The organism is Buchnera aphidicola (Neophyllaphis podocarpi) (assembly GCF_964059055.1).
Classification (GTDB): Bacteria; Pseudomonadota; Gammaproteobacteria; order Enterobacterales; family Enterobacteriaceae; genus Buchnera_M; species Buchnera_M aphidicola_A.
On the sequence record NZ_OZ060386.1, the window covers coordinates 307,185 to 327,383 of the forward strand.

A 20,199-nucleotide genomic window follows, 5' to 3' on the forward strand; every position below is an offset into this window, starting at 1 on the left:
TTAAAATTAATTTTTAATATTCCGTCTAAAAATAATAAGAAATTAGAACGGAATATATTGATTAAATAACATTTAAATATTTAGAATACATTTAATTTTTTTACTTAATCTAAAACGAGTAACGTATGTTTCAGATATTAATCTTTTATTAAGATTTGTAGGATCAATTAAAATACGAGGATATAAATATTTTAAATAAAAACTTCCAAATCCTCTAATCTGTATAGGTAATCCGGACTCTAATGTTATTACCATAATTTTAATAATTTTTTTTACTATTAAATTTATAAACTTTATTGATAAATTATTTTTTTTTTGAGCAATTTTTTGACATAATTCAGATGTAACCATAAATCCTCTATAGAAAATAATATTTTTTGATGAATTAATTACTTTTTTGCTGCTTTAAAAGCTTCAGCCATAATACTAGAAAAATTATTTTTTTCTTTTATCTTTTTTTGTTTTATGTGTACTTTTTTATTTTCTATTTCTTGATTATAATGTAATGAAATAATTATTAAACGATTTTTTCTATCTAATCCATTTAACTTAACATTTACATGACTATCTAATTTTAAATTATTTATATAATTTTCAGGACAAATACGAGATAATTCTGAAATTTTTAAATTACCATTAACTCCTAAAGATAAATTAACTGTTATATTTTTATCATCTATATTAATTATTTTACCAAAAACTAAAGTGCCTTTTTTATGATTGTTAATGTAATTATTTACAGGATCTTCTTCTAATTGTTTAATTCCTAAAGAGATTCGTTCTCGTTCAGAATCTACTTGTAACACGATAGCAGTAATTTCATCACCTTTTTTATATTCTTTAACTGCTTCTTCTCCTGGAATGTTCCAAGATATATCTGATAAATGAACTAATCCATCTATACCACCTTCTAATCCTAAAAATATACCAAAATCTGTAATAGATTTAATTCTTCCTTGAACTTTATTACCTTTTATATTCTTTTCTGCAAAACTTTTCCAAGGATTTTTTTTGCATTGCTTTAATCCTAAAGATATTCTTCTTCTTTCTTCATCTATATCTAAAACCATAACTTCTACTATATTATTTACACTAACTACTTTAGATGGATGAATATTTTTATTAGTCCAATCCATTTCAGAAACGTGAACTAAACCCTCAACACCTTCTTCTATCTCAACAAAACAACCATAATCTGTTAAATTTGTAACTCTTCCTGTAATTTTAGTATTTTCAGGATATCTTTTTGATATAGATATCCAAGGATCAGTACTTAATTGTTTTAAACCTAATGAAACTCTAGTTTTTTCTTTATCAAATTTTAAAACTTTAACAAATATCTCATCTCCTATATTTACTATTTCATTAGGATGTTTAACTCGTTTCCAAGCCATATCAGTTATATGTAATAAACCATCTACACCACCTAAATCAACAAAAGCTCCATAATCAGTAAGATTTTTTACAATTCCTTTAACTTTTATATCTTCTTTTAGATTTTCTAAAAGTAAATTTCTTTCAGCACTATTTTCAAATTCAATTACAGCTCTTCTAGAAACAACTACATTATTTCTTTTTTTGTCTAATTTAATTACTTTGAAATCAAGATGTTTACCTTCTAAATGTATAGTTTCTCTGATAGGTCTAATATCTACTAAAGAACCAGGTAAAAATGCTCTTATATCATTTAATTCTACAGTAAAACCGCCTTTAACTTTTCCATTTATAACTCCATTTACAGTAGTATTATTTGCATGAGCTTTTTCTAACATAATCCAGGATTCATAACGTTTTGCTTTTTCTCTAGATAAAACAGTCTCTCCAAAACCATCTTCTATTGCATCTAAAGCTACATCAATTTTATCGCCTAATTTAATTTCTAATTCACCATTAGAATTTTTAAACTGATCTATAGGAATAACAGACTCAGATTTTAAACCAGCATCAATTAAGATTGTATCTTTGTCTATTGAAATAATAGTACCTTTGATAATTGATCCTGGGCGTGTTTCAATTGTTTTAAGTGATTCTTCAAATAATTTTGAAAAAGATTCAGTCATATTAATAATCTTCAGATCTTAAAATTTAACTACCGTTATACTTCATGTTTAACGGGGTTATTAAAAATATTCATTAATATCCATATTATAGAAATTAATTATATAAAAATAAATTTTATTAAAATAAATTTTTAATCTTTTTTATAGAAAAGTTAACTACTTCTTTTAATGTCATTGATGTTACATCAATTAATATAGCATTTTTTGCAGGAATTACAGGAGAATAAATTCTATGTAAATCTCTGTAATCTCTTTTTTTTACTTCATTAATAACTGTTTTTAAATTAACATTAACTCCTTGTTCTTGCAACTGAATCATCCTATGTAATGATCGTTTTTTAATATCAGAATATAAAAAAAATTTTATATAAGCATCTGGAAACAAAATTGTACCCATATCTCTACCGTCAGCAACTAATCCTGGCTCTTTACGAAATGACTTTTGTATATCAAGTAAAGATTTTCTAACAAAATAAAATTGAGATAATTTAGAAGCTAAAATACTAATTTCTGGAAGCAATAATTTTTTATATATCTCAATTTCCTGAAAAATAACTTGAATGGATTTTTCATTGCAAGAAGATTTAATTTCAAAATCCATAAAATAAGAAAATATTTTTTTGTCAAAAATATTCTTATTAATATTTATATAAATATAAGCCAAAATCCTATAAAAAATACCAGAATATAAAACATTCCAGTTTAGTTTTTTAGAAATAATTTTACATAAAGAACTTTTTCCAGTACTACTCAAACCATCTATTGTAATAACAGGTACTATATTCATATTATTTTTGTGTTATATAGTAAAAAATAAAATTTTTTAATAAATTAATTTAATTAAAATTAAAAATGACTAATATTTAAATATTCTTTAAAATAATTTGGAAAAGTTTTAGAAGTACATTGTGGATTTAAAATAGTCACAGAAAGATCAGATAATGATAATAGAGAAAAAGACATAGCCATTCTATGATCATTATAAGTATCTATAATTGCGTATTTAATTTTTAAAGGAGGGGTTATAGATATATAGTCATACCCTTCTATTACTTTAGCTCCAACTTTACGTAACTCAATTACCATAGCTTTAATTCTGTCGGTTTCTTTAACTCTCCAATTATAAATATTTCTAATTGTTGTAGTACCATTAGCAAATAAAGCAACTATTGCAATAGTCATAGCTGCATCAGGAATATGATTTAAATCCATATCAATTGAATTTAAAACATTTCTTGTGCAAGAAATATAATTATTTCCTAAATGTATAATAGCTCCCATTTTTTTTAATACATGAATAAAATTAACATCTCCTTGTATACTATTTTTACCTACTCCTTTTACTTTTACAGTACCTCCTTTAATAGCTGCTGCAGCTAAAAAATAAGATGCAGAAGAGCTATCTCCTTCAACTATATATTTACCTAATGATTTATAAATTTGTTTAGATGGAATATAAAATTCTTTATAATTTTTATTGATAAATAATATTCCAAATTGTTTCATTAGATTTAACGTTATATCTATATAAGGTTTAGATACTAAATTATTTTTTAATTTAATTACAGTATCTATTTTACATAAAGGAGCAATCATTAATAAAGAACTTAAAAATTGACTTGAAATACTACCATCAATTGATATTTCACCTCCAATAAAACCTCCTTTAATACTTATAGGAGGATAAAACTTTTTTTTATTATATGTAATATTGGCTCCCCCTTCTTTTAAAGCACTAACCAAATGTCCTATTGGCCTTTCTTGCATTCTTGAATCTCCAGTAAGAATTAAATTACAATCCTTAATTAAACTCAATAATGCAGTTAGTGGTCTAATAGCAGTTCCTGCATTACCTAAATAAATTGATTTTATGTTATTAGATATATTTAATGGCAAACCGTAACCGTGCACAATACAAATAAGTTTTTTTTCATTATAAAAATATTTTATACCCAATATCTTTAAAGCATTTAACATGTATTTAGTATCATCACTATATAATAAATTATATATTTTTGTAATACCTTGAGCAATAGATGCCATAAGAAGAATACGATTAGAAATACTCTTTGAACCAGGTAAAAAAACTTCTCCATTTATGTAATTTACTGGTTTCATATTTAAAGATTTATTCATAAAATTAAGCGCTCTCATTAACAATATTAAATAAAAACAAACAAAAATTATTTATTACTTAAAAATACTTTTTTTCAAAGCTTAACATAAACTTTATTAACTTTTTAACTCCATCCAAAGGCATTGCATTATAAATAGATGCTCTTATACCTCCAATTATACTATGACCTTTAAGAGCATATAATCCATTTTTTAAGGCTTCTTTAAAAAATAACTTTTCTAATTTTATCTTAGATAAATTAAAAGTAACATTCATTATAGATCTATTTTTAATATTTATATTGTTAAAATAAAGATTACTGTTATCTATAGCTTCATACAACAATTTTGCTTTCAATCTATTTATCTTATAAATTTCATTTATTCCACCTTTATCTATTAACCATTTAAATACTAATCCGGCAAGATACCAAGAAAATGTTGGAGGAGTATTAAACATAGACTTGTATTTATTTAAGATTTGATAATTTAAAAATGATGGAAGAATTCTATTAGAAATATTTAATAACTTTTCATGTAAAATTACTATTGTAATCCCTGAAGGTCCTATATTTTTTTGTGCTCCAGCATAAATTAAACTATAATTATTAATATTTATGGGTTGAGATAAAATAAAAGAGGAAAAATCTCCTACTACAATTTTATTATCAAATTTAGGTTCTTCATGAATAGCTATTCCTTCAATTGTTTCATTAGGACAATAATGTATGTAATCTATTTTATCATTTAAACACCAATGACTCATTGGTATTATTGACTTTTTACCATTTTCTATAGTCCTTACATTTAATATATTAGAATTACAATATTTTTTAGATTCTATAACTGCACTGTTACTCCAATAACCACTACAAATATAATCAGCTATATTATAATTTTTTAATAAATTTAATGGTATAGCTGAAAATTGTCCTCTAGCACCTCCCTGAACAAATAAAATTTTATAAGACATAGGAATATTTAATAAGATTCTTAGATTATTTTCAACTTCTTCTGTCATACAAATAAACTCTTTACTTCTATGACTAATCTCCATAACAGAAGCACCCATTTTGTTCCAGTTTTTTAAATCTTTTTTTGCTATAGATAATACTTCTTCAGGTAAAGTAGCAGGACCGGCACTAAAATTATATATTCTAGACATAATTTAACCAAATAATGAAGTTAATTTTTTTAATATAAATATTTTTATAATTAAATTTTTATGTAAAAACACTTTTGTTAAAATAAATAATATATTTTCAATCAATATATTTTATCCCATGCATATATTTTTCTATTAATATTTTAGGTACTTTAATTCTACCATCTTTTTCTTGATTATTTTCCATAATTGCAGCTAATGTACGTCCTAAAGCTAAACCTGAACCATTTAAAGTATGTACAAAATCTATTTTTTGACTTTTTTTACATCTAAATTTTGATTTCATACGTCTTGATTGAAAATCAGACATATTAGAACATGAAGAAATTTCGCGATATTTATTTTGAGAAGGAAACCAAACTTCCAAATCATAAGTTTTAGTAGAAGCAAAACTCATATTTTCTGCAGTTAATAATATTTTTCTATAAGGAAGATTTAATAATCTTAAAATCATTTCAGCATGAGAAGTTACTTCTTCTAATGCTTTCATAGAATTTTCTGGTTTTACAATTTGTACTATCTCTACTTTATCAAATTGATGTAATCTAATTAATCCTTTACTATCTGTACCATAAGATAAATTTTCTGCACGAAAACATGGAGTATGAGCAGTAAATTTTAAAGGTAAAATTTTATCTTCTAAAATTTGACCTGAAACTAAATTAGTTAACGGAACTTCTGATGTAGGAATTAAAGAATATTTATTAAAAATATTATCATTTTTTTTAATATGAAATAAATCATTTTCAAATTTAGGTAATTGACCAGTAGAATACATACTTGAATAATTTGATAAATAAGGAACATAAACTTCTAAGTAACCATTTTTATTGGTATGAATGTCTAACATAAATTGACCTAAAGCTCTATGTAACAAAGCAGTTTTACCTTTCATTAACACAAAACGAGATCCGGAAATTTTAGCTGCTGTAGACCAATCTAAACCATTGTTTTTTATTCCTAATTCAATATGATCCTTTATTTTAAAATCATATTTAGGAATACAACCCCAACGACCAACTTCTTTTCCATTTTTATATTTATTTTTATTAGGTAACTTATCATCTGGTATATTAGGAATCGTTTGTACAAAATTATTTATTTGTTTTTTTAAAAAGCGTAATTTATCTTGATAACTTTCTAAATTTAATGATATTTTTTTTGCTTTTTCAAACAAAATTTTTAGATTTTCACCTAATATTTTTTTTTGACCAATTAGTTTAGAGATTTTATTACGATTTGATTGCAATAATTCAGTTTTAATTTGCAAGTTTTTTCTTTCATTTTCAATGAATTTTATATATTTTATATCTAACTTAAAACTTCGTTCTGACAATTTTTTAGCTAACCAATCTAAATCGTTACGTAAAATTTTTAAACTAATCATATATAATTTTAACCTATATAATATGTATTAAGATAGAGCTTTGAAAAAAATAGTAATTAATAGTTTTATATTGTATAATAATACAATCATTATGTAACTCAACATTATTTTTATAAAATAAAATTTTTATTTAAAATTATGAAAAATATACCATACAAAAGTAGTAAATTAATAATTATAGGATCAGGTCCAGCAGGTTATACTGCATCTATTTATGCAGCTAGAGCTAATTTAAAACCAATACTAATTACAGGATTAGAAAAAGGAGGACAATTAGTAAAAACTAATAGCATAGAAAATTGGCCTGGAGATATTAATGAACTAAAAGGTATATCTTTAATGGATAGAATGCATAAACATGCAATAAAATTTAATGTAGAAATTATATATGATTTTATAAATAATGTAGAATTTGATTCTTATCCATTTATATTAAAAGGGGAAAAAGTAATATATCAAGCTAAATCTGTAATTATTGCTACTGGATCTTCAGCAAAATATTTAAATTTAAAATATGAAGAAAAATTTATAGGAAAAGGAATTTCTACATGCGCTATATGTGATGGATTTTTATACAAAAACAAAATAGTAGCGGTTGTAGGAGGGGGAAATACAGCTGTAGAAGAAGCTTTATACCTATCTAACATAGTTTCATATGTGTATCTAATACATAGAAGAGAAAAGTTTACAGCGGAAAAAATTTTATTAAAACGTTTAAAAACAAAAATTAAAGATAAAAAAATTATTTTAAAAACTAATTTAGTTGTGAATGAAATAATAGGAAACGAAAATAGCATAACTAAAATTGTATTAAAATCAAGTATAAATCTAAATATTAAAGAACAAATTAAAATACATGGTTTATTTGTTGCTATAGGTCATAATCCTAATTCTAATATTTTTAAAAATAAATTAGTTATGAAAAATGGGTATATAAAAACAAAACTACAAAAAAATTCCGCATATACTGAGACTAGTATTGCTGGAATATTTGCAGCAGGAGATGTTACATATGCATCATATAAACAAGCAATAACTTCTGCTGCAAGTGGTTGTATGGCAGCATTAGACGCAGAGCGTTATTTAAACAAAATTAGCAATTAATAAAATATTACAAATATACAAAAAATTTTTGAGGATAAAATGAATAAAGAAGAAAACATTGAAATGCAAGGAACTGTAATAGATACTTTACCTAATACAATGTTTAGAGTGGAATTAGAAAACAAACATAAAATAATAGCTCACATATCTGGAAAAATGAGAAAAAATTATATTAGAATTTTGACAGGAGATAAAGTAACTGTAGAAATTACTCCATATGATTTAAGTAAAGGAAGAATAATTTTTCGCAGCAGATGATGATCAATAATAATTTAATTATATATAAATTTATAATTATAAAAAACAAAAAATATATTTATTTAAAATTAAATAAAAATTTTTCAAAAATTAAAAATTAATTAATTTTTTTGTAAAAACTATTAAGTAAAATTTAGGAAATATAATAAATATGAGAACTACTTATTGCGGTAAGATAAATATTTCACATTTGAATAATGAAGTTGTATTATGCGGATGGGTAAATTCTTATAGAAATACTGGAAATATTATATTTATAGATTTACGTGATTGTTCAGGAATAATACAAATATGTTTTAATAAAAATAAAAATCAATCTTTCAAAAAAGCTATAAAACTAAGAAATGAATTTTGCATACAAATAGTAGGATTGGTTAAAAAAAGAAAAACTAATAATATTAATTATAATTTAATAAATGGGAATATAGAAATACAATCTAATAAACTAAATATTTTAAACACTACAAAATCTTTACCTATAGATAATTTAAAAAATAATAGCGAATTATTAAAACTAAAATATCGTTATTTAGATTTAAGAAGATTATCTATGTTTAATAAGATAAAAGTCAGAGATAGTATAAAAAATATTGTACGTAATTTTATGAAAAAAAATAATTTCTTAGATATAGAAACACCTTTTTTAACAAATTCTACACCAGAGGGAGCAAGAGATTACTTAGTACCTAGTAGAATACATAAAGGAAAATTTTATGCATTACCACAATCACCACAAATATTTAAACAATTATTAATGATATCAGGATTCGATAGATATTATCAGATTGTTAAATGTTTTAGAGATGAAGATTTTAGGTCTGATAGACAACCAGAATTTACACAAATAGATATCGAAATTTCTTTTATATCTAAAAATAAAATTCTAATTTTAATAGAAAACATGATTAAAATAATATGGAAGAAAATTAAAAATATTGAATTAAAAAATTTTCCTAGAATTACATTTAAAGAATCTATGAATAAATACGGATCAGACAAACCAGACATTAGAAATCCTATAGAATTAATAGACGTTAGTTGTATCTTTAAAAAATTAAATTTTGATATTTTTAAAAAACACATAAATAACAAGTTAAGTCGTATAGCTGCAATTTCAGTATCTAATATAAAAAAAATAAATAAAAGTAAAATTAAAGAATATACAAAAATTGTACAACAAAATGGAGCTAAAAATTTATTATGGATATTAATTGAAAAAATAGACAGCAATCTTATAAAGATTAAAAGTCCTATAAAGAAATTTTTAAATATAGAAGTATTAAAGAATTTAATAAAAATTACAAAGTCTAAAGAACTAGATGTTATATTTATAATAGCTGATTTAAAAAAAATTACTAACAAATCTCTTGGAGCATTAAGATCAAAATTAGGAAATGAGTCAGGAATTATAAATAAATCATCGTACCAACCTATATGGATAACAGATTTTCCTTTATTTAAAAAAAATAAAAATGGAAATTTATCTTCTATGCATCATCCATTTACAGCTCCTCTAAATGCAGACAATAAAAATATCAAAGAACAACCTAATAGTATATTATCTGATTCATACGATTTAGTAATTAATGGATATGAAATAGGAGGCGGATCAGTAAGAATTAACGATCACATATTACAAGTTCTAATTTTTAATTTAATAGGATTAAGTGAAAAAGAGCAATATAATCAATTTGGTTATTTGATAGAGGCTCTGAAGTATGGAGCTCCCCCACATGCAGGTATAGCTTTAGGATTAGATAGATTAGTGATGTTATTAACTAACTCTAAAAATATAAGAGATGTAATAGCATTTCCCAAAACTACAGCTGCATCATGTCTAATGACTACAGCACCTAATAAAATATCAAAAGATATATTAAAAGAATTATATATAGAAATAAAATAATTAATTTAATTAAATAAAACTATTTTAAAAATAAACTAATTATAAAAATAAATGAAGCACACAACACAATTGTAGGGCTAACTGGTATATTTAATAATAAAGATAAAAACATACCCAAAGTAATAGATATCATACATATTAAACTTGACATAACAGCTACTTGATCTGGAGAATTACAAAATCTTTGTACAATAGCTGTAGGCATGATAATTAAAGATGTAATTATTAATGCTCCAAATACTTTTATTGAGACACTAATAGTTAAAGTTATAATTAACATTAATAATAAACGATTATATAATAAATTAATTCCATCTACTTTAGCTAATTCTGGATTTATTGTAATAAATAAAATAATACGCCATTTCCATAATAATATTAATAAAACAAATATAGTAATTATAAATATAATTAATAGATGTAATAATGTTACAGAAAAAATATCACCAAATAAATATGAATTAAAATCTATATTTTTAGATTTTGATAACAAACTTATTAATATCATACCTAAAGATAAAGAAGTATGAGCAATAATACCTAAAATTGTATCTAAAGAAAGGTATGAAGAATTATCTTCTAATAACAGAATAATTAAAGATAAAATCAAAGTAATTATAATTATAGAATAAAAAGGATTTGCATTAAATAAAAAACCCAATGCAAAACCTAAGAGCGCTGCATGAGATATAGTATCTCCAAAAGAAGACATTTTTTTCCACACCATTAAAGATCCTAGAGGTCCTATAGTTAAAGTAAGTAACATACCTCCAATCCATCCTGGTAAAAATAATTTGATCATAATAAAAATCAACTCTTATATATAAAAATTAAACATCATGATTATGGTAGTATACGGCTAATTGTTTTAAAGCTGATTTACCAAACATAGAAATAAACTCTAAATTTTTTGAAATTATTTCAGGTGTACCAGAACAACAAACATGACGATTAATACATATAACATCATCAGTTTTTGCCATAATTAAATTTAAATCATGTGATACTATAAGAATAGTACAATTTAATTCATATCTTATTTGATTAATTAACTTATATAAAAATAATTGCCCTTTTATATCTACACCTTGAGTCGGTTCATCCAAAATTAATAATTTAGGTTTATTTGATAATGCACGAGCAAGTAATATTTTTTGCATTTCTCCAACAGATAAAGAATTTAATTTAAAATATTGTAAATGAATAGCATGTACACGATTTAATAATTTACTTACAGTATCTGTATTAACTTTATAATTTAAACACATAAATTTGTTCACAGTAATAGGTATTAATTTATTAAAATTCAGTTTCTGAGGTACATAACCTATTTTTAAGTCTGGATTTCTAATTAATTTACCTGAATCAGGATATATTAAACCTAATATAATACGTATTAGAGTTGATTTACCAGCTCCATTAGGACCTAATAATGTAAGAATTCTCTTATATTTTAAAGACATAGAAATATTAGACAAAATAATTCTATTGCTTAATTTCAAACTAATTTTTTTTAAAATGATAATTGGTTTCATAAAAATAAATAGTATATTTTATTAAGAATATAATTCTACAATATTTTTTAATATATGATATAATACGATTGAAATTTATGACAAAAATTAATTACAACCATTAATATACTAAAAGTTGCCTATGCAAAATCTTAAGGAAAAGTCAAGTGCAGCTAAATCATATTCAAAATACATTATTAGGATTTCTTTTAAAAATTTATTTAAATAAAATTATTTTAATTTCATTTAAAACATTTAATTTTTTATTTATATTTTTTTATTTAATAATATCACAATTAAAAAATAATTTATCAAATTGTGATGTAATAAATATTTATTCAAAAAAATATTATATTAGTAATATTAACAATAATAAAAAAAAAATTTATTTTACTAAAAATAATTATAATAAAAGCTCTATATATAGAATAAAAAAAAAATATTCAAAAAAAAATAACAAAAGTTTTCATAAAATTACACCAAAATTTATAATAATTCCAACATTAAAACAATATAGAATATCATCAAATTTTAACATTAATAGAGTAAACCCAATTACAAAAAGAATAACACCCCATTATGGAGTAGATTTGGCTATGCCAATAGGTACTCCAATAATAGCAACAAGTAATGGTATTGTAATAGCAGCTAAATATAGTATTAGCGCGGGAAATTATGTAACATTGAGACATGGTTGTAAATACATAACTAGGTATATGCACATGAAAAAAATACTAGTAAAATTAGGAAAAATAGTTAAAATAGGTGATAAAATTGGAGTTTCTGGAAATACTGGTAGATCAACAGGTCCTCATTTACACTATGAAATATGGATACAAAATAAAGCAGTTAATCCTATGACAATAAATTTGTCTTTAATAAAAGATTTTAATAAAAAATATAAGATGTTAAAAAATGATTAAATTAAAAAAATTTTAAAAATTTATGCTATAATAATTCTTAAAGTATTTGTTTTTCCTATTGAATCCATAACATCTCCTTGAGTAAAAATTACTAAATCTTTTTTAAATAATAATTGTTTTTTCTTTAATAAATCAATTGCATCATAAGCAACAGCAATTCCTTCGCTTTTAGCATTAAAATATATAGGAGTTACACCTCTGTATAAAGAAACTAAATTTAAAGTTTCAAAATGACGTGACATAGCAAAAATTGGTAAACCTGAAGTAATTCTAGATGTCATCAATGCTGTTTTTCCAGATTCAGTTAAAGTAATTATAGCGCTAACTCCAAATAAATGATTAGCAGCATACATACTAGACATTGCTATAGTTTCTTCTATACTAAAAAATTTTGAATCTACTCTATGCTTAGAGACATTAATACTTGGAACTTTTTCAGCCCCTTTGCATATTTTAGACATCATAGTTACAGTTTCAATTGGATATAATCCGGTTGCAGTTTCAGCTGATAACATTACAGCATCACTACCATCTAATACAGCATTTGATACATCCATAACTTCTGCTCTAGTTGGAGTTGGATTATTAATCATAGATTCCATCATTTGTGTAGCAGTAATAACAATTTTATTTAATTTACGCGCTCTACTTATTAATATCTTTTGTATTCCTGCTAATTCAGAGTCACCAATTTCTATTCCTAAATCTCCTCTAGCTACCATGATAGCATCAGATGATAAAATCATATCATCAATAGATTTTAAATTTGCAACAACTTCAGCTCTTTCTATTTTCGCAATTATCTTAGCATTACTACCTGCTTTATTTAATAAAAAACGAGTCATATTAATATCTTTGCTAGAAAATGGAAATGAAACAGCTAAATAATCTACTTTAATTTTTGATGCCATGATAATATCTTTTTTATCTTTTTCTGTTAATGTTTTAGCAGAAATTCCACCGCCTAACTTATTAATTCCTTTATTATTTGAAAGGATACCTCCAACTAATACTTTGGTAAAAATTTTATTAATACTTACATCTAAAACTTTTAATTTAATTTTACCATCATCTAATAATAAAATATCATTTTTTATAATATCCAAAGGCAATTTTTTATAATCTATTCCTACTTTAAATTTATCACCTTCATTTTCATCTAATAAAGTATCTAACAAAAATAATTCTCCTGATTTTAAATATACTTTATTTTCTTTAAATTTAGATATTCTAATTTTAGGTCCTTGTAAATCACCCAAAATAGCTATATGTAAACCTAATTTTTGTCTAATTTTAGCAATTTGTTTAGCTCTAAATTTATGGTCTTCAATTGTACCATGAGAAAAATTTAATCTTACTACATTAACTCCAGCTCTAATAATTTTTTCAAGATTACTATTTATATCAGTAGCAGGTCCTAAAGTTGCAACTATTTTAGTACGTCTTAATCTTTTTTTCATATAAAATCTCTCTTAAAAAGATAGATAAATTATTTATTTATAAATTAATATTTTTAATATCAAAAATATTATTGTTTATTTTTCATATTAAATATAAGAATATATTAAACATAATAAAATATAAAGTATATTTATTTCTACTTTTAAAATTTAATATTTAAATATATAATAAAAACTAATTATTTAATTAAATCATATAGCCTTATTATCATTCATATCCATTATTTTCATATTAATTTAAATAATTTTTCCTATATTAATTTTTTATTAAAAATAATAAAAAATTAATAATAATACACTAATACCAAAAAAAATTAATTATCTATTGAAACTTATCAAAATATTTTTATATTTAACAAAATTTTATAAATTAAATAATTTTATTCATTAAATATTAGGAAATTATAGTAACTATGAAAAATAACAACTGTGATTTAGTGATTTTTGGAACTAAAGGGGATTTGTCTAGAAGAAAATTAATTCCAGCATTATACCAGTTAGAAAAAAAACAAAAACTAGGAACTAAAACTAGAATTATTGGAGTAGGAAGAGCTATTTGGAATAAAGATGATTATATAACTTTAGTTAGAGATTCACTAAAAACTTTTATGTTAGAAAGAATTAATGAATCTGTATGGAACAAATTTAAAAATAGATTATATTTTTGTAATTTAGATATTAATAATATAAATCAATTTAATATTTTAAAAAACATTTTGGATCAAAATAAACATATAAAAATAAATTATTTTGCAGTACCTCCTAATATGTTTACAAATATTTGTAAAGGTTTAGGGAGGTCGAAATTAAATCATTTAAATACAAGAGTTGTAATGGAAAAACCTTTAGGAAATTCTCTTCATACTTTTCAAGAAATTGATAACCAAGTTAAGAAATATTTTAGTGAAAAACAAATATTTAGAATTGATCATTATTTAGGAAAAGAAACAGTAATAAATTTATTAGCTTTACGTTTTGCAAATTCATTATTTATCGAAAATTGGAGTAATAAAATTATAGATCATATACAAATTACAGTTGCAGAAGAAGTAGGTATTGAAGGTAGATGGGAATATTTTAATAAAACTGGTCAGATGAGAGATATGGTACAAAACCATATGCTTCAAATATTATCAACAATAGCTATGTCAATTCCTTCAAGCTTACATGCGAATAATATTAGAGATGAAAAAGTTAAAGTACTTAAATCTTTACGTTATATAGATACAAAAGATATAAATAAAAAAACATCAATAGGTCAATATACTTCAGGTATAATTAAAGGTAAAAAAGTAATATCATATTTACAAGAATCAAATAATATTAATAATAGTATTACAGAAACATTTGTATCTATCAGAGTTGACATAGATAATAATAAATGGAAAGGAGTACCATTTTATTTAAGAACAGGTAAAAGACTAAAACAAAAATGTTCTGAAATAATAATTTTCTTTAAAACACCTTTAATAAATATATTTGAAGATTCATGTAAAGTATTACCTCAAAATAAACTTAGAATTAGATTACAACCTAATGAAGGTATAGATATTCAAATATTAAACAAAGTTCCTGGAATAAATCACAAATATAAACTAAAAGAAACTACATTGGATTTAAGTTATTCTAAAATATTTAAAAAAAATAATATTGTAGATGCATATGAACGTTTACTTTTTGAAAGTATGAGAGATGCTCAAGATTTGTTTGTTCGAAGAGATGAAATAGAAGAATCATGGAAATGGGTAGACTCGATAATCTTAGCATGGAAACAAAAAGAAAAAAAACCTGAATTATATCAATCAGGTACATGGGGACCTATGTCATCTTTAAATATTATTAAAAATGATGGTAGGAAATGGAATTAACATTTAAAAGATCAAAATTAAACTAATTTTTTTATTTTTTAAAAAACATTAAAATATTTAAATATCAAGGAAAATTATGATGCGTATTACTTTGTTTATTTTAACTAATTTAAGTATTATACTTTTTTTAAAGTTAATATTAATAATTATGGGAATAAAAATAAATAGTATATACATGGTAATGACTGTTTTATTTAGCTTTATAGGATCTATTATTTCTTTAATAATGTCAAAATGGATAACTCTAAAATATATTAATGGAAAAATAATTAAAATACCAAAAAATGAAAAAGAAAATATTTTAATAAACATTATTAAAAAACAAGCAAATATAACAAAAATTAAAACTCCTACAATGGTAATATATGATTCTTCAGAAATAAATGCTTTTGCTACTGGTATTAATAAGAACTCTTCAATAATAGCATTATCTACAGAATTAATAAATAGAATGAAATACGAAGAAATTGAAGCAGTTATAGCCCATGAAATTAGTCATATTTCTAATGGTGATATGATTACTATGACATTATTACAAGGAATTATGAATACTATTGTATTTTTTTTATCTAATATAATATCACAAATATTTCTAACTACAATAATACAAAATAAAGAAGAGTCCAGAAATAATAAATATTTATATTTTTTAATTTCATTTATTATAGAATTAACATTTGGTCTAATAGCAAGCATAATAATTATGTGGTTTTCAAGAACAAGAGAATTCCGTGCTGATGCAGGATCAGCAAAAATAGTAGGAAAAAATAAAATGCTTTCCGTATTGTATAAAATGAAAGAAGAAAAAAATAATAATATTATTAATAATAAACTTATTAATACATTTTTAATTTACGGAAAATCTAAATCATTTTTTAATTTATTTATGACTCATCCTTCAATTGATAAAAGAATTAAAGCGCTAAAAGAGAATTTATATTATTAATATAATAAAAATATTTTATTTAAATAAATTTAAAATTTTTATTAATCATATTAATTTTATATATATAAAATCATAATTATTTATTTTAAAAATAAATACAATATACAATATTAATATTTTGGAGTTTCTAGTAATGCTTATTTTAGATCCATCTATATGGGCTGGATTAATAACATTAATTATATTAGAAATAGTTTTAGGAATTGATAATTTAATATTTATAGCAATTTTAGTAGAAAAGTTACCAGAAAAAAAGCGTGATCAAGCTAGATTTATTGGTTTATTTTTTGCTTTATTAATGAGAATTGGTTTATTGCTAATAGTGTCTTGGTTAACATCACTGACCAGTCCTATTATTAAAAATTCTTATTTAAGTTTATCTAGTAGAGACCTAATATTATTATTCGGAGGAATTTTTTTATTAATAAAATCAATAACTGAATTAAATGAAAGGATTGAGAATAATCAAAAGGAAAATAATAAAAATAATGAACATTATTCTAGTTTTTGGGCTGTAGTTATACAAATTATAATATTAGATGCTATTTTTTCATTAGATGCTATAATTACAGCAGTTGGAATAGTAACTAATTTATTAATTATGATATGTTCTATAACAATAGCAATGAGCTTAATGTTATTAGCATCAAAAACTCTTACTAAATTTATTAATTTACATCAAACTATTGTAGTTTTGTGTTTAAGTTTTTTGATAATGATAGGTCTTAGTCTAATAGCCGAATCTTTAGGTTTTCATATTCAAAAAGGATATTTATATGCAGCTGTAGGATTTTCTATCATAATTGAAATTCTTAATCAAGTTGCACGTAGAAATTTTATAAAAAATCAATCAAATAAACCTCTAAGACAACGTGTAGCAGAAGCTATTATAAGAATAATGTTAAAAGAAACTCCTGAAAATACAAATAAAATTTATAAAAATTCTTCATCAAAATCTTTAAAAAATTTTAAGAAAGAAGAAAAATATATGATTAATAGTATATTAACATTAGCTTCTAGATCAATACGTAGTATTATGACAACAAGAGGAAATATTTCTTGGGTCAATAGCGATAGACCAACCAAAGAAATTTATTCTCAACTCTTAGATACTCCTCATAGTCTATTTCCTGTATGCAAAGGAACTTTAGATGAAGTTATAGGTATAGTAAGAGCCAAAGAATTATTAGTAGCTTTAGATAAGAAAATTGATGTAGCATCTTTTGCCTCAAAGTCACCAGCAATAATAGTTCCAGAAACCTTAGATCCAATTAAATTATTAGGAGTTCTAAAAAAATCTAAAGGTAGCTGTATAATTGTTACAAATGAATTTGGTGTAGTCCAAGGATTAATAACACCTTTAGATGTTTTAGAAGCTATTGCTGGAGAATTTCCAGACGCAGATGAAACTCCTGATATAATAACTGAAAAAAATAATAGTTGGTTAGTAAAAGGAAGTACAGATATACATTACTTACAACAATTACTGGAAACATCTAATTTATCTAAAAAAGAAGGATATACTTCACTAGCAGGATTTTTAATTGAAGAAAAAGGCAGATTACCATTTAAAGGAGAAATTATCATAATAAAGCCATTTAAATTTAATATTATTGAAGTAAATGAATATCGTATAAATTTGGTTAGAATTACTAAAATATAGAAAAATTTTATAAAAATATAAATAACCAAAAAAAAACAAAATAAAAAAGGATATAAATGTCATTTAATATACTATGTATAGATACATCAACAATATTATGCTCAGTATCGATATTAATAAATAATAAAAAATTTAGTATTTTTAAAATATGCAATAATAATCATTCAAAAGAAATATTTGTTCTTATAAAAAATTTGTTATATAAAAGTAATCTAAAATTGAATAATATAAATCTAATAGCTTGCGGTATAGGACCTGGAAGCTTTACAGGAATAAGAATAGCTATAGGTATTGCTAACGGCATAAGTTTAGGAATAAATGTTCCAGTAATAGGTATTTCAACCTTAGCAATTATTGCAGAACAAGTTTGGAGGAAAAAAAATAGTAAAAAAGTTATAGTTTCTATGAAAGCTAATAGCACAGAAGTATATTTTGCAAAATATATTAAAAAAAACGATATATGGACAGGTATGGATACGGAAGTTATATTAAAAGAAAAAAAACTAAAAAATACAATTAAAAAAATTAAAGGAACATGGATTATGGCTGGTACAAGTCAGATTAAAGGATTTAAGAAAAATAAAATAAACATAAAAAATAGTAGTATAAAATTTCCTTTAGCAAAAGATATAATTCCTTTTGCTTTATTAAAAACAAAAAATATAAAAAATTTAAAAAATGAAATTTTATATCCTAATTATTTAAAAAAAGCAATTAGTAAATTATATTAAAATTAATAATTATATAAAATTTAAATCATCATTCTCTTTCTTTTAAAGTTATGCTAAACTCTAAAGAAGATAACTTATTTCTATCTAATCTAATATTAATCTTTTTAGAATCTAGTTTTATGTATTTAGATATTAATTTAATTATTTCTTTTTTTAGTTTAGGAAAATAGTTAGGTTCATTTTGATATCTTGTACCAGATACAATTATCTGTAATCTCTCTTTAGCAATATTTGCAGTATTTTTCTTTTTAGATAAAAAAAAACTAAATATAGTCATATATTATATCCAAAATAATCTTCGTATAAAATTTTTTTTCTCTACTTTAATAAATCTAAAAGGTTGATTTTTACCTAATAAACGTTCAACCATATCAGAATAAGCTTTACCAGCATTAGATTTAATATCTAATATTATTGATCTACCTTTATTGGAAGATTTTAGTACTAATTTATCTTCTGGAATTACTCCTATTAAAGGAATATGTAGTATATCTATAACATCATCTATACTTAACATTTCACCTTTATCGACTCTATATGGATCATATCTAGTTAACAATAAATGTTCTTTTATTGGTTTTTGATTATTTTCTGATCTTAAAGATTTAGAAGATATTATTCCTAATATTCTATCAGAATCACGAACAGAAGAAATCTCGGGATTAGTAGTTACTATGGCTTCATCTGCAAAATATATGGCCATTATAGCTCCGGTTTCAATACCAGCTGGAGAATCACAAATAATAAAATCAAAATTCATCTGGGATAATTCCTTAAAAACTTTATATACTCCTTGTTTTGTTAAAGAATTTTTATCTCTTGTTTGAGAGGCTGGTAATATAAAAAGATTATCAGTCATTTTATCTTTAATTAAAGCTTGATTTAATGTAGATTCTCCTTTAATTACATTTATAAAATCATAAACAACTCTACGTTCACAACCCATAATTAAATCTAAATTACGTAATCCAACATCAAAATCTATTACAACAGTTTTTTTACCTTGTTGAGATAAACCAGTTGCAATAGCTGCACTAGATGTAGTTTTACCAACTCCTCCTTTACCAGAAGTAACAACAATTATTTTAGTCATATAATT

At 22.8% G+C, this 20,199-nt stretch carries 18 protein-coding genes and 1 pseudogene; 8 read left to right on the forward strand and 11 right to left on the reverse strand.

All coding sequences use genetic code 11. The features are described from left to right. Window positions 1-72: 72 nt before the first annotated feature. The 6 genes from AB4W60_RS01425 to serS form a co-directional block, all read right to left on the reverse strand. A complete protein-coding gene (locus AB4W60_RS01425; protein WP_343188432.1) occupies window positions 73-351 on the reverse strand; it encodes an HU family DNA-binding protein in 279 nt (92 codons plus the stop codon). Between the two features lie 38 nt (window positions 352-389). Further along, window positions 390-2,060 carry a 30S ribosomal protein S1 gene (gene rpsA, locus AB4W60_RS01430; protein WP_367676004.1) on the reverse strand — a complete coding sequence of 557 codons (1,671 nt, stop codon included), beginning with the start codon at window positions 2,058-2,060 and terminating at the stop codon, window positions 390-392. A gap of 118 nt (window positions 2,061-2,178) precedes the next feature. Further along, window positions 2,179-2,847 (reverse strand): (d)CMP kinase, encoded by a 669-nt coding sequence (cmk, locus tag AB4W60_RS01435; RefSeq protein ID WP_367676005.1) that lies wholly within the window; start codon window positions 2,845-2,847, stop codon window positions 2,179-2,181. Between the two features lie 59 nt (window positions 2,848-2,906). Next, complete coding sequence (gene aroA, locus AB4W60_RS01440) at window positions 2,907-4,196, reverse strand: 3-phosphoshikimate 1-carboxyvinyltransferase (protein WP_367676006.1); 1,290 nt, start codon at window positions 4,194-4,196, stop codon at window positions 2,907-2,909. Window positions 4,197-4,254: 58 nt separating this feature from the next. Beyond that, window positions 4,255-5,340, reverse strand: coding sequence for a 3-phosphoserine/phosphohydroxythreonine transaminase (gene serC / locus AB4W60_RS01445; RefSeq protein ID WP_367676007.1), 1,086 nt, complete (start codon window positions 5,338-5,340; stop codon window positions 4,255-4,257). A 97-nt stretch (window positions 5,341-5,437) separates the two neighbouring features. After that, complete coding sequence (gene serS, locus AB4W60_RS01450; protein ID WP_367676008.1) at window positions 5,438-6,727, reverse strand: serine--tRNA ligase; 1,290 nt, start codon at window positions 6,725-6,727, stop codon at window positions 5,438-5,440. 138 nt (window positions 6,728-6,865) lie between these two features. Here serS and trxB point away from each other — a divergent pair, with 138 nt between their 5' ends. From trxB to aspS, 3 genes are all read left to right on the forward strand, one after another. Continuing rightward, complete coding sequence (trxB, locus tag AB4W60_RS01455; RefSeq protein ID WP_367676009.1) at window positions 6,866-7,831, forward strand: thioredoxin-disulfide reductase; 966 nt, start codon at window positions 6,866-6,868, stop codon at window positions 7,829-7,831. 39 nt (window positions 7,832-7,870) lie between these two features. After that, a complete protein-coding gene (gene infA, locus AB4W60_RS01460; protein ID WP_343182856.1) occupies window positions 7,871-8,089 on the forward strand; it encodes a translation initiation factor IF-1 in 219 nt (72 codons plus the stop codon). Window positions 8,090-8,240: 151 nt separating this feature from the next. Further along, entirely contained in the window at window positions 8,241-9,995 is a 1,755-nt protein-coding gene (aspS, locus tag AB4W60_RS01465) for an aspartate--tRNA ligase (protein WP_367676010.1), read from the forward strand. A gap of 19 nt (window positions 9,996-10,014) precedes the next feature. On the opposite strand, the gene AB4W60_RS01470 is transcribed toward aspS, so the two are convergent. Both AB4W60_RS01470 and znuC read right to left on the reverse strand, forming a co-directional pair. Further along, complete coding sequence (locus AB4W60_RS01470) at window positions 10,015-10,797, reverse strand: metal ABC transporter permease (protein WP_367676011.1); 783 nt, start codon at window positions 10,795-10,797, stop codon at window positions 10,015-10,017. A 28-nt stretch (window positions 10,798-10,825) separates the two neighbouring features. Then, window positions 10,826-11,530 carry a zinc ABC transporter ATP-binding protein ZnuC gene (gene znuC, locus AB4W60_RS01475; RefSeq protein WP_367676012.1) on the reverse strand — a complete coding sequence of 235 codons (705 nt, stop codon included), beginning with the start codon at window positions 11,528-11,530 and terminating at the stop codon, window positions 10,826-10,828. Window positions 11,531-11,994: 464 nt separating this feature from the next. Here znuC and AB4W60_RS01480 point away from each other — a divergent pair. After that, window positions 11,995-12,372 (forward strand): annotated as a pseudogene (locus AB4W60_RS01480) (peptidoglycan DD-metalloendopeptidase family protein); the annotation flags it as partial. An 80-nt stretch (window positions 12,373-12,452) separates the two neighbouring features. Here the strand turns inward: AB4W60_RS01480 and pyk are convergent. Further along, entirely contained in the window at window positions 12,453-13,892 is a 1,440-nt protein-coding gene (pyk, locus tag AB4W60_RS01485; RefSeq protein WP_367676013.1) for a pyruvate kinase, read from the reverse strand. A gap of 413 nt (window positions 13,893-14,305) precedes the next feature. On the opposite strand from pyk, the gene zwf reads away from it, so the two are divergent. The 4 genes from zwf to tsaB all read left to right on the forward strand — a co-directional run bounded on the left by zwf (window position 14,306) and on the right by tsaB (window position 19,100). Next, window positions 14,306-15,760, forward strand: coding sequence for a glucose-6-phosphate dehydrogenase (gene zwf / locus AB4W60_RS01490; protein WP_367676014.1), 1,455 nt, complete (start codon window positions 14,306-14,308; stop codon window positions 15,758-15,760). Between the two features lie 76 nt (window positions 15,761-15,836). Then, window positions 15,837-16,706 carry a protease HtpX gene (htpX, locus tag AB4W60_RS01495; RefSeq protein ID WP_367676015.1) on the forward strand — a complete coding sequence of 290 codons (870 nt, stop codon included), beginning with the start codon at window positions 15,837-15,839 and terminating at the stop codon, window positions 16,704-16,706. Between the two features lie 133 nt (window positions 16,707-16,839). Next, complete coding sequence (locus tag AB4W60_RS01500; RefSeq protein WP_367676016.1) at window positions 16,840-18,369, forward strand: TerC family protein; 1,530 nt, start codon at window positions 16,840-16,842, stop codon at window positions 18,367-18,369. Window positions 18,370-18,425: 56 nt separating this feature from the next. Then, window positions 18,426-19,100 carry a tRNA (adenosine(37)-N6)-threonylcarbamoyltransferase complex dimerization subunit type 1 TsaB gene (gene tsaB / locus AB4W60_RS01505; RefSeq protein WP_367676017.1) on the forward strand — a complete coding sequence of 225 codons (675 nt, stop codon included), beginning with the start codon at window positions 18,426-18,428 and terminating at the stop codon, window positions 19,098-19,100. Window positions 19,101-19,128: 28 nt separating this feature from the next. On the opposite strand, the gene minE is transcribed toward tsaB, so the two are convergent. Both minE and minD read right to left on the reverse strand, forming a co-directional pair. Continuing rightward, complete coding sequence (minE, locus tag AB4W60_RS01510) at window positions 19,129-19,377, reverse strand: cell division topological specificity factor MinE (protein WP_367676018.1); 249 nt, start codon at window positions 19,375-19,377, stop codon at window positions 19,129-19,131. Between the two features lie 3 nt (window positions 19,378-19,380). After that, entirely contained in the window at window positions 19,381-20,193 is an 813-nt protein-coding gene (minD, locus tag AB4W60_RS01515; RefSeq protein WP_343188448.1) for a septum site-determining protein MinD, read from the reverse strand. Window positions 20,194-20,199: the final 6 nt, after the last annotated feature.

Coding starts and splice junctions, on each gene's coding strand:
- AB4W60_RS01425 (WP_343188432.1), bottom strand. CDS start 351: ATGGTTACATCTGAATTATGTCAAAAAATTGCTCAAAAAAAAAATAAT.
- rpsA (WP_367676004.1), bottom strand. CDS start 2,060: ATGACTGAATCTTTTTCAAAATTATTTGAAGAATCACTTAAAACAATT.
- cmk (WP_367676005.1), bottom strand. CDS start 2,847: ATGAATATAGTACCTGTTATTACAATAGATGGTTTGAGTAGTACTGGA.
- aroA (WP_367676006.1), bottom strand. CDS start 4,196: ATGAATAAATCTTTAAATATGAAACCAGTAAATTACATAAATGGAGAA.
- serC (WP_367676007.1), bottom strand. CDS start 5,340: ATGTCTAGAATATATAATTTTAGTGCCGGTCCTGCTACTTTACCTGAA.
- serS (WP_367676008.1), bottom strand. CDS start 6,727: ATGATTAGTTTAAAAATTTTACGTAACGATTTAGATTGGTTAGCTAAA.
- trxB (WP_367676009.1), top strand. CDS start 6,866: ATGAAAAATATACCATACAAAAGTAGTAAATTAATAATTATAGGATCA.
- infA (WP_343182856.1), top strand. CDS start 7,871: ATGAATAAAGAAGAAAACATTGAAATGCAAGGAACTGTAATAGATACT.
- aspS (WP_367676010.1), top strand. CDS start 8,241: ATGAGAACTACTTATTGCGGTAAGATAAATATTTCACATTTGAATAAT.
- AB4W60_RS01470 (WP_367676011.1), bottom strand. CDS start 10,797: ATGATCAAATTATTTTTACCAGGATGGATTGGAGGTATGTTACTTACT.
- znuC (WP_367676012.1), bottom strand. CDS start 11,530: ATGAAACCAATTATCATTTTAAAAAAAATTAGTTTGAAATTAAGCAAT.
- pyk (WP_367676013.1), bottom strand. CDS start 13,892: ATGAAAAAAAGATTAAGACGTACTAAAATAGTTGCAACTTTAGGACCT.
- zwf (WP_367676014.1), top strand. CDS start 14,306: ATGAAAAATAACAACTGTGATTTAGTGATTTTTGGAACTAAAGGGGAT.
- htpX (WP_367676015.1), top strand. CDS start 15,837: ATGATGCGTATTACTTTGTTTATTTTAACTAATTTAAGTATTATACTT.
- AB4W60_RS01500 (WP_367676016.1), top strand. CDS start 16,840: ATGCTTATTTTAGATCCATCTATATGGGCTGGATTAATAACATTAATT.
- tsaB (WP_367676017.1), top strand. CDS start 18,426: ATGTCATTTAATATACTATGTATAGATACATCAACAATATTATGCTCA.
- minE (WP_367676018.1), bottom strand. CDS start 19,377: ATGACTATATTTAGTTTTTTTTTATCTAAAAAGAAAAATACTGCAAAT.
- minD (WP_343188448.1), bottom strand. CDS start 20,193: ATGACTAAAATAATTGTTGTTACTTCTGGTAAAGGAGGAGTTGGTAAA.